The organism is Pseudomonas sp. XWY-1, assembly GCF_002953115.1.
Lineage (GTDB): Bacteria > Pseudomonadota > Gammaproteobacteria > Pseudomonadales > Pseudomonadaceae > Aquipseudomonas > Aquipseudomonas alloputida.
In genome coordinates this window covers 3,835,906-3,850,018 of the sequence record NZ_CP026332.1, presented here as the reverse complement: position 1 = coordinate 3,850,018, position 14,113 = coordinate 3,835,906, and the positions used below count along the sequence as shown (strand labels likewise).

The 14,113-nt window shown below is 63.5% G+C and carries 12 protein-coding genes and 1 tRNA gene; 8 read left to right on the top strand and 5 right to left on the bottom strand.

Going from position 1 to position 14,113, the window contains the following annotated elements; genetic code table 11:
• Window positions 1–442: 442 nt before the first annotated feature.
• Entirely contained in the window at window positions 443–1,513 is a 1,071-nt protein-coding gene (gene zapE, locus PRJ_RS17845; protein ID WP_104962129.1) for a cell division protein ZapE, read from the bottom strand.
• Between the two features lie 132 nt (window positions 1,514–1,645).
• The gene (locus PRJ_RS17840) at window positions 1,646–1,888 is read right to left on the bottom strand and encodes a hypothetical protein (RefSeq protein ID WP_020193386.1); all 243 of its coding nucleotides are present in this window, start codon (window positions 1,886–1,888) and stop codon (window positions 1,646–1,648) included.
• 259 nt (window positions 1,889–2,147) lie between these two features.
• On the opposite strand from PRJ_RS17840, the gene PRJ_RS17835 reads away from it, so the two are divergent.
• Window positions 2,148–2,222: transfer RNA gene (locus PRJ_RS17835), tRNA-Gln, on the top strand.
• Between the two features lie 117 nt (window positions 2,223–2,339).
• Here the strand turns inward: PRJ_RS17835 and PRJ_RS17830 are convergent.
• From PRJ_RS17830 to PRJ_RS17820, 3 genes are read right to left on the bottom strand one after another with little or no spacing between them, the layout of a single operon-like run.
• Window positions 2,340–4,727: a hybrid sensor histidine kinase/response regulator gene (locus tag PRJ_RS17830; RefSeq protein WP_104962128.1), complete on the bottom strand. Its 2,388-nt coding sequence runs from the start codon at window positions 4,725–4,727 to the stop codon at window positions 2,340–2,342.
• 13 nt (window positions 4,728–4,740) lie between these two features.
• Window positions 4,741–5,202, bottom strand: coding sequence for a response regulator (locus PRJ_RS17825; protein WP_003250360.1), 462 nt, complete (start codon window positions 5,200–5,202; stop codon window positions 4,741–4,743).
• A gap of 15 nt (window positions 5,203–5,217) precedes the next feature.
• Window positions 5,218–7,464 carry an ATP-binding protein gene (locus tag PRJ_RS17820; protein ID WP_104962127.1) on the bottom strand — a complete coding sequence of 749 codons (2,247 nt, stop codon included), beginning with the start codon at window positions 7,462–7,464 and terminating at the stop codon, window positions 5,218–5,220.
• Between the two features lie 267 nt (window positions 7,465–7,731).
• Between PRJ_RS17820 and PRJ_RS17815 the strand changes: the two genes are divergently transcribed.
• The 7 genes from PRJ_RS17815 (at window position 7,732) to PRJ_RS17785 (ending at window position 14,076) form a co-directional block, all read left to right on the top strand.
• Window positions 7,732–8,259 (top strand): spore coat U domain-containing protein, encoded by a 528-nt coding sequence (locus PRJ_RS17815; protein WP_104962126.1) that lies wholly within the window; start codon window positions 7,732–7,734, stop codon window positions 8,257–8,259.
• Between the two features lie 30 nt (window positions 8,260–8,289).
• The gene (locus PRJ_RS17810; protein WP_104962125.1) at window positions 8,290–8,826 is read left to right on the top strand and encodes a spore coat U domain-containing protein; all 537 of its coding nucleotides are present in this window, start codon (window positions 8,290–8,292) and stop codon (window positions 8,824–8,826) included.
• Window positions 8,827–8,844: 18 nt separating this feature from the next.
• Complete coding sequence (locus PRJ_RS17805) at window positions 8,845–9,378, top strand: spore coat U domain-containing protein (RefSeq protein WP_104962124.1); 534 nt, start codon at window positions 8,845–8,847, stop codon at window positions 9,376–9,378.
• A gap of 3 nt (window positions 9,379–9,381) precedes the next feature.
• Window positions 9,382–9,885 (top strand): spore coat U domain-containing protein, encoded by a 504-nt coding sequence (locus PRJ_RS17800; RefSeq protein WP_020192458.1) that lies wholly within the window; start codon window positions 9,382–9,384, stop codon window positions 9,883–9,885.
• Between the two features lie 40 nt (window positions 9,886–9,925).
• Entirely contained in the window at window positions 9,926–10,702 is a 777-nt protein-coding gene (locus PRJ_RS17795) for a molecular chaperone (RefSeq protein ID WP_104962123.1), read from the top strand.
• Window positions 10,703–10,810: 108 nt separating this feature from the next.
• Window positions 10,811–13,108 carry a fimbria/pilus outer membrane usher protein gene (locus tag PRJ_RS17790; RefSeq protein ID WP_104962894.1) on the top strand — a complete coding sequence of 766 codons (2,298 nt, stop codon included), beginning with the start codon at window positions 10,811–10,813 and terminating at the stop codon, window positions 13,106–13,108.
• Window positions 13,105–14,076: a spore coat U domain-containing protein gene (locus PRJ_RS17785; RefSeq protein WP_104962122.1), complete on the top strand. Its 972-nt coding sequence runs from the start codon at window positions 13,105–13,107 to the stop codon at window positions 14,074–14,076. Before PRJ_RS17790 ends, PRJ_RS17785 begins: the two co-directional genes overlap by 4 nt.
• The last annotated feature ends 37 nt before the right edge of the window (window positions 14,077–14,113 follow it).

The window sequence follows — 14,113 nt, the reverse complement described above, 5'->3', positions numbered from 1 at the left end:
CGTTGCGGCCGCTACCGTATTCGCGGGTAAACCCGCTCCTACGCCTGATCGAGGGTGGACACAGGTCGGTGATTGGGCGCAGGCCGCCGTGTAGGAGCGGGTTTACCCGCGAAAGGGCCGGGCCTGCTGGCCAATTTCACCCGCCGTTCACCGTTGCTGCTGCCACCGTATTCGCGGGTAAACCCGCTCCTACAGCTGATCGAGGGTGGACACAGGTCGGTGGTTGGGCACAGGCCGCCGTGTAGGAGCGGGTTTACCCGCGAAAGGGCCGGGCCTGCTGGCCAATTTCACCCGCCGTTCACCGGTGCGGCCGCTACCGTATTCGCGGGTAAACCCGCTCCTACACCCGATCGGGGGTGGACACACATTGGTGATTGGGCGCAGTCCAGGCCGTTGTAGGAGCGGGTTCACCCGCGAAAGGGCCGTCTCAGGCACTGCAGGCTCAGGGGGCAATCTGGTGCAGTTGCCCCAACCGGCTGCGGGTACGCATCAGGTCGGCCAGCGGGCCGCCCAGGCTCTCTTCCAGCGGACGTTTACCTATGACAATCACCCGCCGATCCTGGTCATACAGCACATCCACCAGGTTGACGAAACGCTGCTGAGCCGCCAGCGAACACGCCGAGAGGTCATCCAGCCCATCGATCACCCACTCGTCATACTCCCTGGCCAGCACCAGGTAGTCGATGACCGCGGTGGCCTTCTCGCACAGATCTTCAAAGCCAAGCACCACCCGCCGGCCATCGATGGCCAGCGCCCGCAGCGGGCGCTTGTTCACGTCCAGTATCACCGGTTGTTCGTTCGGCACGTTCAGCGCCTGGCGCTGCGCCGCATCACCCGGCCAGACATAATGGCCCTGGGTAAAACGCTGATGCTCGCGGTTGGCCGGCAAACTGCGAAAATCCGTGTCGCCACCGACTTCGAGCACGTGCATCGAGCTGTTGATCAGGCGAATGACCGGCAGAAAACGCTCGTGATACAGCGGGTTGGGCAACAGCCCTTCGGGCGCGTAGTTAGAGGTCACCAGCAGGTACACGCCACGGGCGAACAAGGCGTTGAACAGCCGGGTGAGCAGCATGGCATCGCCTATGTCATGCACGTGGAATTCGTCGAAGCACAGCACCCGGCAACCACCCACCAGCTCGTCCAGCGTTGCGCCCAGCGCGTCGTCCAGCGCCCGGTGGCGGTGCATGCCCTGGTGCAGGCGTGCAAAGAAATCATGAAAATGCAGGCGCAGCTTGGCGGCTATCGGCACGGCCTGGAAAAAGCCATCGAGCAGCCAGCTTTTACCCCGGCCGACCGAGCCGTACAGGTACAGACTGCGCGGTTGACCTTGTTCAAGCTGCGTCAGTTGTTCGGCCATGCAGTGGATTACCCGCCGCTGACCGTCACTCAGCTGATATCCGCGGCTGTGCGCCTTGTCCTCGAACCAGCCGAGCAGCTCGCTCTGTTGATTGGCGGTGCCGCGCAAGCGTTGGCCAAGCTGGCGCAGCGGGGTAGGGATCCAGGCAGACAAAAGCAACGCTCCTTGGGCGATGGCGGGGCAGCCTGCAGCTTGCCCGAGAGCGGCCATTTTGACTAATAGAGAAAGTGCCGGGCAATCATCACTTCTTGCGATAGGTCTGGCCGCCTCTTGTGCCTGTACGGGCTATGCCTTTCGCTCCAGCTGGCGCTCGATCATGTACTTCACCGCCAGGCGACGCTCCTTGAGGTGGCGCAGGTCTTCGTCGACGAAGTTACCGGCCGATATCGATTCGGCAGCCAGCACCTGGTTGTCGATGTCCACGTACTCGTCCAGCAGGCGATCCAGCGCCTTGTCCTGCTGGCGGCGCTGCTGGACGATTTCGCGCGGGTAGTGCAGGTCCTGGTAGAGGTCGTGAGAGACAGGCATGGGGTCCTCCTTGGTCAATGCAATGGGCTTATCTGATTGGAAGTGCGGAATGCGATTGTGTTGAAGCGAGGCGGGCGGAAACCGACGGACGGTCGCTGCACCAGCACCGAAATGACTAACTCGCTGTTTTTTGGCAATTTTTTTATCAGGGGGGGTTCACAGACCGAAAGTTTGTTGTTAAAGTGCCGCGCATTCCAAGACAACAACCCAGTTGTCACTCAGTTGGAATTGTCAGGGCAGCAAATGCTGCATCCGATACAGGGGCGTCGCCAAGCGGTAAGGCAGCAGGTTTTGATCCTGCCATGCGTTGGTTCGAATCCAGCCGCCCCTGCCATTTTTCAAGATTAAAACGTATTCAACCCGGTGCCAGGAAAGATGAGCACTGGGTTTTCGCGTTTTTGTGATTTTGCGCGCCTCCGCGCCTCCTGAGCGCGGGTCGTGCCGTACCGGGTTACCCGGAAATCCCCAGCATTTCGTTCAGCGCCCTGGCCAGTTCATCAGCCTGCACCGGCTTCTGGATCACCAGGCTGCCCGGCAGTTCCAGCCCCTGCAACTCCGCATAACCGGTAAGAAACACCACCGGCAGGCGGGGGTACCGTTCGCGGGCAGCCAGCGCCAGTTGTGCACCATTGAACTCGGGCATGGCGAAATCAGTCAGCAGCAGGTCAATGTCGTCATCCAGCAAGGCCAATGCCTGCTCGCCGCTGTGCGCCTGGCGCACTTGGTAGCCGTATTGGCGTAACACATCGCCTAGCATGTCGCGCACCAGGTGGTCGTCGTCCACCAGTAGCACCGTGCGGTTATGGCCGCTTTCGCTGATCGACTGACTGAGCACTGCTGGCACGGGTTCGTTCACCATCTCCTCTTTTACCGCCGGCAGGTATACCGCCACTTCGGTACCGCGACCGAGAGTGGTGTCGATGCGCACGCCGCCACCGGACTGCTTGGCGAAGCCGAACACCTGGGCCAGGCCCAGGCCCGAACCTTTGCCGATGTCCTTGGTGGTAAAGAAAGGCTCGAATACCTTGGCCAGCACCTCTTCGCTCATGCCGCAACCCGTATCGCGGATGCTTAGCATCACGTACTCGCCCGGGTCCGGGTCTTCCGGGCGTTGCGGGCGCTGGTCGATATGGGTGTTGCGCGTGGTCAGGGTCAGCTGGCCGCCGTCGGGCATGGCATCGCGGGCATTGATCGCCAGGTTGAGGATGATCATCTCGGTCTGGGTGGGGTCGGTCAGTGCCTGCCACAGGGCCGGGTCAAGGTCCAGACGCACCGAGACGTTGCCACCCAGCGTGCGGCGCAGCAGCTCCTCCAGGCCGGCCAGGGTACGGTTGAGGTTCAGCGGCACCGGCTCCAGACGCTGGCGGCGGGAGAAGGCCAGCAACTGCGAGGTCAGCTTGGCACCCCGCTCGCCCGCTTCGCGGATATGGGTTAGGCGAGTGCGGGCCTTGTCCAGGTCGGCCTTGGCCAGATCGCGCTCCAGAAAGCTGGCACCGGTGAGTATCACCGTGAGCAGGTTATTGAAGTCATGCGCCACGCCAGCCGTCAGTTGCCCGACCGCTTCCAGCCGCTGCATCTGCTGAAGAGCGGCCTCGATGCGCTCGCGCTCGTTTATCTGCTCGCGCAGCCGGGCGTTGGCGTCTGCCAGGCCCAGGGCGGCTTCGCGCTCACTGGTGATGTCGCGTGCCACCACGTACAGCAGGGTGTCCTCCGGCACCACCACCCACGACAGCCAGCGCTGTTGGCCGCCGGCATGCAGGATGCGGCCGACAAAGCGTGCGCTGGTGCGGCCGTGGGCGAGGGCGGCCAGTTCGGTGAGTAACTGTTCCTGGTCGTGCTCAGGCAGCAGGTGCAGCAAGGAGGACTGGCTCAGGCGTTCGCGTGAGAAGCCCAGGCTGGCTTCCCAGGCGGGGTTCAGTGCGACCGGGGTCAGGTCTTTGTTCAGCACGGCCAGCAAATCCTGCGACAGCTCCCAGGCACGATCGCGTTCGCGGGTACGGCGCTCGACGCGCTCGCCAAGCATCTCGTTCAGCTGACGCAGCGCCTGGGTGGCCTGGCGTTGCGCGTGGATGTCCTGCAGTACGCCTGAGAAGCGAACGCACTGATCATCGACGAACTGGCTTTGGCCGCTGCTCAGCAACCAGCGAGGCTCCAGGCCATTGGGTTGCGCGATCCGAAACTCCACGCGGTAATGACCGTCACTTTCCGGGCGCATGGCATGTTCCACCGCCTCGCGCACCAGTGGCAGGTCGTCGGGGTAGATGCCGGCGTAGAACACTTCAAGGCTCATTTCGGTGCTGGTGGGCAGGCCGAACAAGGTCTTGCAGCGGTCATCCCACAGCAACAGGCCCTCTTGCGGGCGCAGGTCCCAGGTGCCCATGCCGGCGGCGTCGATGGCGATGCGAGCACGTGCTTCGACGTCCGCCAGGGCCTCTTCGGCGCGGCGACGGCGCTGGCGTTCCTGCACTTCGCTCAGGGCTCGGCGCACGGCTTTGGGCAGCAGTGGCAGGTTCTTCTTCAGCACATAGTCGGTCGCGCCCAGGCGGATCATTTCCACCGCGTGCTCTTCGCCATAAATGCCGGACAGGAATATGAACGGGATGTCGGGTGCCAGGCGTTGGGCGATGGCCAGCACTTCTGTGCCGGACGAGCCTGGTAGCACGCAGTCACACAAGATCAGGTCGTAGCGGGCCTGGCGCAGGGCATGTTCGACACCCGCATGGTCGAACACCAGCTGCGACTGCACATGCAGCCCGCTGCGCTCCAGGCGCATCAGGGTCAGCTCGGCGTCCATCGAGCTGTCTTCGACCATCAGTAGTTTCAACGGCGTTTGCTGCATCGTTGCGGCGGCCTCAGTTGCTACCGCGACGGTTCAGTCGCAGTGAGCCGGGTGGCGGTTCGTTTAGCACTGCCCAGAATACCCCGAGGTCGGAGATGGCGGTGACGAATTCCTTGAACTCCACGGGTTTGACTACATAAGCGTTTACCCCCAGCTCGTAGGCACGCAACAGGTCGGGCTCTTCGCGCGAAGAGGTCAGCATCACGGTGGGGATGCTGCGCAGTTCGGCAGTGGCGCGCACTTCCTTGAGCACTTCCAGGCCGTCGACCTTGGGCAGTTTCAGGTCGAGTAACAGCACGGCAGGGTTGCCGTCATCGCGCTCGGCGTAGGCGTTGCGGCGCAGCAAGTAGTCGAGGGCATCGGCGCCGTCACGCAGCACGATGACCTCGTTGGCCAACTGGCTGCGCTCCAGGGCCAGCAGGGTCAGCTCCAGGTCTCGGGGGTTGTCTTCGACCAGCAGAATGGGCTTGAGCATGATGGTAGCGATGCCTCAGGTAGCAGTGTTTCGGGGTAGGGTGAAGTGGAAGCTGGCGCCTTGGTCGACCTGGCCAGTGGCCCAGACTCGACCGTCGTGGCGCTCGATGATGCGGCGTACACTCGCCAGGCCAATGCCGGTGCCTTCGAAATCTTCCATGCGGTGCAGGCGCTGGAAGACGCCGAACAGCTTGTTGGCGTAGGCCATGTCGAAGCCCACGCCATTGTCGCGGATGCAGACCTCGGTTTCTTCAGGGTGCTGTACGGCACTGATCTCGATGCGAGCAGGCGTACGGCCGCGAGTGTACTTGATGGCATTGGCTATCAGGTTGAGCAAGGCCATGTTGATGAATGCCGGGTCGCCGATCACCTTGGGCAGTGGGGCGATGTCCCAAACGATTGCGCGGCCTTCGTAATCGGGGGCCAGCTCGCTGCGAATGGCCTCGACCAGGGCGTTGAGGTCGACGTCGGACAGGCGCAAGGCCGAGCGGCCCATCTGCGAGAAGTTGAGCAGGTTGTCGACCAGGCTGCCGGCAAAGTGCGCCGCTTCACCGATATGCTGGAGGAAGCGCTTGCCGCGTTCGCTCAGGCCTTGGCCTTCGATTTCGCCAAGCAGTTCGGTATAGCCGGCGATGTGCCGCAGCGGTGCGCGCAGGTCGTGGGAAACACTGTAGGAAAACGCTTCGAGCTCCTTGTTGGAACGGCGCAATTCGCCAGCCAGTTGTGCCAGCTCTTCCGCCTTGCGCAGGACAATGCCCAGCACAGCGCTGCGCAGCTCCATCACGCCCTCGATCACCAGTGGGTCCCACGCCTGACAATAGCCGCGCAGTTCTTCCTGCCAGCGTTCAAAACTGTGCCGTGGGTCGAGGTTGCCCTGTGGCCCGACCTGCTTGGTCGGCTGCCCGGCCCAGTTGACCGTGCGTATCTGCTCGGGGCGGAACCACAGCAGGTAGTGCGAGTGGATCTGCGAGATGGCCACCGCCAGCACCCCGCCAGCATGGTTTGCCAGCTCGGGTAGCTCAGTAATGTCGCGGCGCAGGTTGTCGCTATGGAACACGCTGTCTTCGTCACGTTGGCCTAGCCAGTGCACCAGCGCCGTCACCTGGGCCTCAGGCGGGGTCTGGCCGATCAGGTCACAGCGCTCGGCCGAGATCACTGCCGCGCCCTGGGCGTCGGCGAAGGCCAGCAGCACGTGGGGCAGGTCGCGCAAGCCGTCACTGACGCTGTCGTGGTCGGCCATGGACGAGATCATGCGTACGATGTGCTGGCGCAGCGCCAACAGCTTGCGCGTGCTGGCATGGGACTCGCGGGACTCTATCTGCAACGACAGCACGCTGGCCAACAGCTCGCAGGCCGTGCGGGTGCGCAGGTCCACCGGGCGTGGCTGCTGATGGTGGCAGGAAATCAGCCCCCACAGCTCGCCGTCGACCACGATCGACAGCGACATCGAGGCCAGCGTGCCCATGTTGCGCATGTACTGCAGGTGCACGGGTGACACGCTGCGCAGTACAGCGAAACTCATGTCCAGCGCCTTGCCAGTGCGCGGGTTGGTGGCGGGTAGCAGTGGCGAGGGCTGATAGTTGGCATCCTCGATCACGCGGATACGGTTGACCCGGTACAGCTCGCGCGCCTGGCGCGGGATGTCTGCAGCCGGGAAACACAGGCCTGCGTAGCTGGGGTAGCCCGGGTCGGCTACCTCGGCCAGCACCTGGCCATTGCCTTCGGCATCGAAACGGTAGGCCTTGACCCGCCCAAAGCCGGTGATGCGTTTTAGCTGCAGCACCGCTTGTTGCAGCAGGTCTTCGATACTGCCGGCCAGTTGCAGACTGGCGACAAAGCTGCGCACCAACGGGTAGTAGTCGCCTTGCTCGACCAGGTCTGCTGGCAGGCGGGGCGGTTCGAACTCGGCAATCAGTACCTGATCGTGGCAATGGACCAGCATGTGCAGCAGGGCACTGATGGGTGCGCCCTGGCGCAAGCGCACGTCGCCAATGTGGAAGGGGAAGACTTCATCTTCGGGAAGCCGTGTCAGGTGCGCGTGCAGGTCAAAGCCCTCGTGAACCAGGTCGGCGAAGTGGCAACCGATCAGTTCGCGGGCTGGCAAGCCCAACCAGTGCTCGACATTTTCACTGGCCTGCAGCACGCACAGGTCGGTGGCATCCAGCACCAGCAGAAAGCCGTGAGGCTGGATGCTGCCCGGAACCTGGATCGGTTCTTGGGCACAGCGCTCCATGGCGTCTGCCAGTGAGTTGTCTGCAGTCATGATTGAAAAAGCTCCTGTCATGTCCGTCCGTGTACGGCACAGGTGTCTGGCGCGGGACGAATACGATTCACCCTAACAGAATCCCGGCGAATTTACCGGCTCCTGGCCATTGGAGGCACGGGGTGGCCACGGGTTCTGTGCGGTACAGGCTTTTTTTGATGCCACGGTATCGCTTTGTCGCTAATACAAAAAAATGGCGTTATGCCACATCGGCTGCTCCGCCTCACTGCTACGCTCAGTTCAGGACGTTTCGATAAGGATAACAAGGTGACGGAGCGCATGCTGGCCGCGCTGTTCGGCCTGTTGTTCAGCGGCAGTACCGTGGCTGCGGATTTTCTCGTGGAGGTGCGGGTATTGGTGCAGCGTGGCTGCATGCTGGTCAACCAGACCCGCGATGCGGGAGCCCAGGCCCTGGGGCGGATTGACCTGGGTGCTACGGCGCGCCTGGATGGCCCTGGCGCGCCCTTGAGTGGTGTGCTGCTGAGCCAGCGTCCGCCGCGCCTGGAGTGCAACCCGGATACGCCTTATCAGGTGCGCGTCGATGGTGGCCTGCATGGTGGCATCGGCGAACTGCGCTACCTGGCCAGCGACGATCGCCTGGCGCGGCCCATTCCTTACCGCTTGTACCGTGACGCTGCCTGGCGTGAGCCGCTGGCAGTGGGGGTAGCCCAATCGGCGCGTGTACCGGGCAGCGGTTCGGTTGAATTGCCGCTGTATGCACGTATCGACAAACTGGCCTGGGTGCCGGATGCAGGGGTTTATGCCGATCTGCTGAAAGTCACCGTCACCTGGTAAGGACGCCGTCATGCACAAGGACGCCATGCCATGAGCCGCACTTCGATCCTGTTGCTCACCCTCGGCCCGCTGCTGGTCCCAGGCGGTGCGGTGCATGGCAGCACCACCGGTTTCATCCAGGCGCGGCTGGTGATCAGCGCGTCTTGCCAGATCAGCAGCAACGAGACGCAACCGGCCGTGCTGGGTGACCCAGGCGTACTGGACTTTGGCGAGCGCGGTCCGAACTGGGATCAGCCGTTGCGCAGCCAGGTGGACGAAGTGGGCGGTCAGGGTAGCCTGCAGATCAGTTGCACGCCTGAGGTTCGGGCCTTCAACGTGCGTATCAATGGTGGCCTCAATGGCGAAGATGGCATTCGCCGCCTGAGCAACGGCCGTGAACTGATTCCATACCAGCTGGCGGTTGACCCAGGCGGCAGCAGCCGCTACGGCGTCGGCCAGGCACGGGCCTTCACCATTAGCAGCAGCCAGCAAGTACCGATTCCCATCTACGGTGTGGTAGTGGCGCAACCGCGTGCGCTGCCGGCCGGGCTTTACCGCGACACCCTCAGAGTGACCCTGGACTGGTAACCACGCAAGGAGACTCCGATGCGAACGAACCTTTCATTTTGCGTCCTCGCAGGCCTGGGCCTGGCGTTGGCTTCCCAGGCCCAGGCGGCCACGGTGACAGGGAGTATCAGCTCGACCCTGACGCTGACTGCGGCCTGCCAGGTCAATGGCACGTCGGGCACGTCGGGGCTTGACTTCGGTGCCCTGGACTTCGGTACCGAGGATGCCTTGTTCGTCACCGCCGATGCCCAGGTGCTGGGAGGCGGGGGAGGCGCCATGAGCATCCTGTGCTCTGCAGGTACGGTGCCTGTGATCAAAGTGAGTGCAGGCCTGCATGATGGCCAGTCGAGCGGTGGCACCCGTGCGCTCGCCGATGGTTCTGGCAACTTTGTGCCGTATGACCTCTATACCGACGCTGGGCGTACGGCGTTGCTGGCGGTCGACGACACCATCACCCTGCCGACCAGTACCGGCGCCGCTCAAACGATCAACCTTTACGGCAAGGCTGTCGGCAAGGCGGGCCTGCCCGCAGGGGTCTACAGCGACACGATCTCGGTCGAGCTGTCGTTCTGACCCATGCGCGGCTGGCTGGCAGGAGGCCTGACAGGCGTCAGCATGTTGTTGGCCGCTCCGTTGGGGGCAGTGACCACCAGTACCTTCACGGTGACGGCGCAGGTTGTCGCCGGGTGTCTGGTGGTAGGCGGTGTCACCAGTTACGGCACGCTCGATTATGGCTCGCAGTCGGCGCTGTCCACGGGTCTGCTCAGCACATCCCTGGGGGGTTCTACCGTGACGTTCCAGTGCACGCCGGGCGTGGCCATGAGCATGAGCCTGGACGGCGGGCAAAACAGTGCCAGTGGCACACGCAACCTGAAGCGCACCAGTGGCACGCAAGTGCTGGCCTACCAGTTGTACCGGGACGCCGCCTATAGCCAGGCCTTGGGGATCGGCCAGAGCGTGGCGGTGAGCTATTCCGACCCGACGGCGATCAAGTTACCGGTGTACGGACGGGTTCAGCTGACCGGCACGCAGCCGGCAGGGACCTACACCGATGTGGTGCAAGTGACGGTGACCTGGTAACGGCCAGCGCCACCCATGACAAGTGTCTAAGGAGAGCTGCATGCGGGCAGGCGCGAAGTGGACGCGTGGATTGACTGGATTATTGTCGCTGGCAAGCCTGCCGGCCTGGGCGGCCACTTCGGTGCTGATCTGGCCGATCGACCCGGTGCTGGAGGCCGACCAGAAGGCAGGTGCGTTGTGGCTGGAAAACCGTGGCACTGCGCCGGCAAACCTGCAGGTGCGGGTATTCGCCTGGCGCCAGGGTGATTACCAGGAGCAGTTCCAGGCGCAGCGCGAAATTATCGGCAGCCCACCGGTCGCCAACATTGCACCCGGGCAGAAGCAGCTGATCCGCCTCACCCGTACCGGCCCTTCACCCGCCGGCCAGGAGCAGGCCTACCGCATCATCATCGACGAGATTCCGCCCGCCATCCCGGTCGACAAGGCCGAGCCCGGCGCGACGGCGGCCATTCGATTGCAGATGCGCTATTCGGTGCCGCTGTTCGTCTATGGCGAAGGGCTGTGGGGCAAGGCCGACCCTGAAGGCAAACGCAATGCCGAGGGCGTGGGCAAGCCGCAGCTCAGTTGGCGCCCGGTGACGGTGCAGGGCAAGCCCTACATTGAACTGCGTAACACGGGCCCGGTACATGCGCGGCTGACCGATGTGGTCGTGCAGCAAGGCAGCCAGAGCAAGCCACTGGCTGAAGGCCTGCTGGGTTATGTGCTGCCGGGGGCAAGCATGCGCTGGCCGGCCCCCGTGGCATCCGGCAACGGCAGCGTGCTCATGGGCAGGGTCAACGGTCAGCGCTCGGCGGACGCCATCCGCCAAGGCCAATGAGCCAACGGCTGAATGAAGTGCAGGGGCCAGGGAGGACCCGGCAATGGTTGGAAACCGTGTGTGAAATGGCTCCCGGCGACGACGTGCCGCTGGTGCCTGGGGCTGGCCTTGGTCAGCCCCGCGCTGGTACTGGCCGACGACTTGCCCCCACCGCCCACGGAGATGTCCGCCATCGCCGAGGCCACCCTTTACCTCGACCTGGTGGTGAACCAGATGCCCAGGGTTGACCTGATACCGGTGCAGCAGCGGGCCGGGCGGTTGTACCTGGACAGCGACGTATTGCGTGCAGCCGGCGTCTCGCTGCCGGGCAACCCTCAGGGGGAGGTGGCCCTGGACAGCATCGCGGGGCTGCACACCGACTACGACAGTCAGAACCAGCGCCTGCTGCTGCAGGTGCCGCCAGCCTGGTTGCCAGAACAGCAAGTGGGTGATCGCAACCTTTACCCGGCCAGCGATGCGCGCAGCAGTTTCGGCGCCTTGTTCAACTACGACCTGTATCTCAACGACACCGATGAAGGCGGTACCTACCTAGCCGCCTGGAACGAGCTGCGCCTGTTCGACAGCTGGGGTACCTTTTCCAGTACCGGGCAGTGGCGTCAGTCTTTCAATGGCGCACAGGTGGACGATACCCGCCGTGGCTTCATGCGTTACGACACCACCTGGCGCTTCACCGACGAGCAGCGCCTGCTGACCTACGAAGCCGGTGACTTCGTGACGGGCGCCTTGCCCTGGAGCAGTTCGGTGCGGGTGGGCGGAGTGCAGCTGTCACGCGACTTCGCGGCGCGTCCGGATCTTGTCACTTACCCGTTGCCTGCGTTCGCCGGCGAAGCGGCGGTGCCGACGTCGCTCGACCTGTTCATCAACGGTTTCAAGTCCAGTACCACCGAACTGCAGCCAGGCCCGTACACCCTGACCAACGTGCCGTTCATCAACGGTGCCGGGGAGGCGGTGGTGGTCACCACTGATGCCCTTGGCCGGCAGGTGTCGACCACCTTGCCGTTCTACGTCACCAGCAGCCTGCTGCAGAAGGGCCTGTCGGACTACTCGGTGGCCGCCGGCAGCCTGCGCCGTGATTACGGTGTACGCGATTTCAGCTATGGGCCGGGTATCGCCTCGGGTAGCCTGCGCTATGGGCTCAGTGACATCTTCACCCTGGAAACCCACGCCGAAACGGCGGAGTCGCTGATGCTGGGTGGGCTGGGCGGCAACATGCGCGTGGGCAACTTCGGCGTACTCAACGCTGCCTTGGCGCAAAGCCGGTTCGAGGGCGACAAGGGCCACCAGGTCGCCCTTGGCTACCAATACAACAGCCAGCGCATCGGCTTCGGTTACCAGCGCCTGCAACGCCATGGCGATTATGCCGACCTGAGCCGGGTGGGCTCCCCGGACATGCAACTGAGCAAAAGCAGCGAACAGGTTACCCTCAGTGTCAACCTGAACGCATACGGCAGCATTGGCGCTGGCTACTTCGACGTGCGCGCCGGTGACGGAACGCGTACCCGGTTGATCAACCTGAGCTACAGCAAGCCGCTGTGGGGCAGCAGCAGTGTGTACCTGTCGGCCAACCGTGAAGTGGGTGACAGCCAGTGGGCGGTGCAGGCGCAGCTGGTGATCCCGTTCGACCTGCACGGCACCCTGGCGCTGAGCATGGAACGCAGCAATGAAGGCGAGACCCTGCAACGGGTCAACTACAGCCGCGCGGTGCCAGCGGGTGTCGGCGTCGGTTACAACCTGGGCTATGCAGCAGGCAGCGACCGTGATGCCTATCGCCAGGCCGACGTCACCTGGCGCCTGCAATCGGTGCAATTGCAGGCCGGTGTGTATGGCAGCAGCGGCGAGATGACCCGCTGGGCCGACGCCAGTGGTTCTCTGGTGTGGATGGATGCCGGCGTGTTCGCCGCCAACCGTATCGATGATGCCTTCGTGGTGGTCAGCACCGCAGGTTACGCCGATGTACCGGTGCGTTATGAAAACCAGGAAATCGGCCGTACCGATGCCAAGGGGCACTTGCTGGTGCCTTACAGCAGCGGTTACTACCGGGGCAAGTACGAGATCGATCCGATGAACCTGCCACCGGATGTCCTCGCGCCGAACGTTGAGCAGCGTGTGGCGGTACGACGGGGCAGTGGCTATTTGCTGGAGTTCCCCCTCAAGCGCGTCATGGCGGCCAGTATCGAATTGGTGGATGGCAATCAGCAGGTGCTCAAACTGGGTAGCCGTGTTACCCACGCAGAGAGTGGCACCCAGGCGGTGGTGGGGTGGGACGGGTTGGTGTATCTGGAGAACCTGTCGTCGCATAACCGCCTTCAGGTGGCGCTTGAAGGGGGTGGGCATTGCGAAGTGGCGTTCGACCTGCCCGAAGCGCAAGGCTCGGTCCCTTTGATTGGTCCGTTGGTGTGCCGATGAATGCCTGGCGGCGGGGCCTGGTGGCGAGCGTGCTGCTGTTGCCGAGCGGCACGGCCTTGGCGCTTTGCTCGTCGGTGGCCACGTTGCCGGCAGCGTTTGGCAGCCTTAATTCAACGCAGGTTCGCAACACGGTACAGACGGCTTCCAGCCTCAACTCCGGGTTGCAGTGCACCGGTTCGCTGCTGACCTTGCTCAGCAGCGGTGATCATTTCTACGCCACGATCACGCCCGCTTCGGGCGGTCTGGTCGGCCCGACAGGCGATGTCATTCCCTACACGCTGTATGCCGACAACACCACCCGCTACCCGATTACCCGGGGGGTGGCCTACGACTTCGCCCGCAACGGCATCCTCGACTTGCTGGGGCTGCTCGGCGGTACCACGCCCAAGGCGGTGCCGATCTACATGCGCACCCAAATTGGCAGCAATGTCGCGGCCGGGTTGTATCAAGAGGCCCTGACCGTGGCCTGGAGCTGGGATTATTGTTCGGGGATTGGCGCGTTGGGGATATGCCTTGGGCGCGACATCGGCTCGGGTAGCCAGCTCTTGAACGTGAGCCTGACGGTGACCAACGATTGCCAGATCACCACGCCTGACATCAGCTTCGCCAGTGCGCCGGTGGTGGCGGGGTTCGGCACGGTGAGCCAGGGCATAAACGTGTCATGCACCAAGGGCAGCAGCTACACGGTAGGGCTGGGTGACGGGCAGAACGTGTCCGGTGGGCGGCGGCGGATGAAGTCTTCGGCCAACAACTACCTGGCCTATGACATTTTCAAAAGTGCCGGTACCGTGCGCTGGGGGGCGTCAGGGGCTGCCAGGCGTTCCAGTACGGATGCCGACATCAACCCCGGCGTAGGTACCGGCACGGGTAGCCAGGTGTTCAACTACAACGCCAAGGTCTATACCGATCAGGCGACACCGCCGGCTGCGACCTATACCGACAGTGTGATACTGGATGTGCAGTTCTGAACGGCGGTCAATACCCCCGAAGCAGCCGCCGCGTGTC

Excerpts from the sequence above, each read along its gene's own strand:
- PRJ_RS17800 (WP_020192458.1), top strand. The coding sequence starts at position 9,382 with ATGCGCGGCTGGCTGGCAGGAGGCCTGACAGGCGTCAGCATGTTGTTG.
- PRJ_RS17810 (WP_104962125.1), top strand. The coding sequence starts at position 8,290 with ATGAGCCGCACTTCGATCCTGTTGCTCACCCTCGGCCCGCTGCTGGTC.
- PRJ_RS17795 (WP_104962123.1), top strand. The coding sequence starts at position 9,926 with ATGCGGGCAGGCGCGAAGTGGACGCGTGGATTGACTGGATTATTGTCG.
- PRJ_RS17825 (WP_003250360.1), bottom strand. The coding sequence starts at position 5,202 with ATGCTCAAGCCCATTCTGCTGGTCGAAGACAACCCCCGAGACCTGGAG.
- PRJ_RS17830 (WP_104962128.1), bottom strand. The coding sequence starts at position 4,727 with ATGCAGCAAACGCCGTTGAAACTACTGATGGTCGAAGACAGCTCGATG.
- PRJ_RS17785 (WP_104962122.1), top strand. The coding sequence starts at position 13,105 with ATGAATGCCTGGCGGCGGGGCCTGGTGGCGAGCGTGCTGCTGTTGCCG.
- PRJ_RS17840 (WP_020193386.1), bottom strand. The coding sequence starts at position 1,888 with ATGCCTGTCTCTCACGACCTCTACCAGGACCTGCACTACCCGCGCGAA.
- PRJ_RS17820 (WP_104962127.1), bottom strand. The coding sequence starts at position 7,464 with ATGACTGCAGACAACTCACTGGCAGACGCCATGGAGCGCTGTGCCCAA.
- PRJ_RS17805 (WP_104962124.1), top strand. The coding sequence starts at position 8,845 with ATGCGAACGAACCTTTCATTTTGCGTCCTCGCAGGCCTGGGCCTGGCG.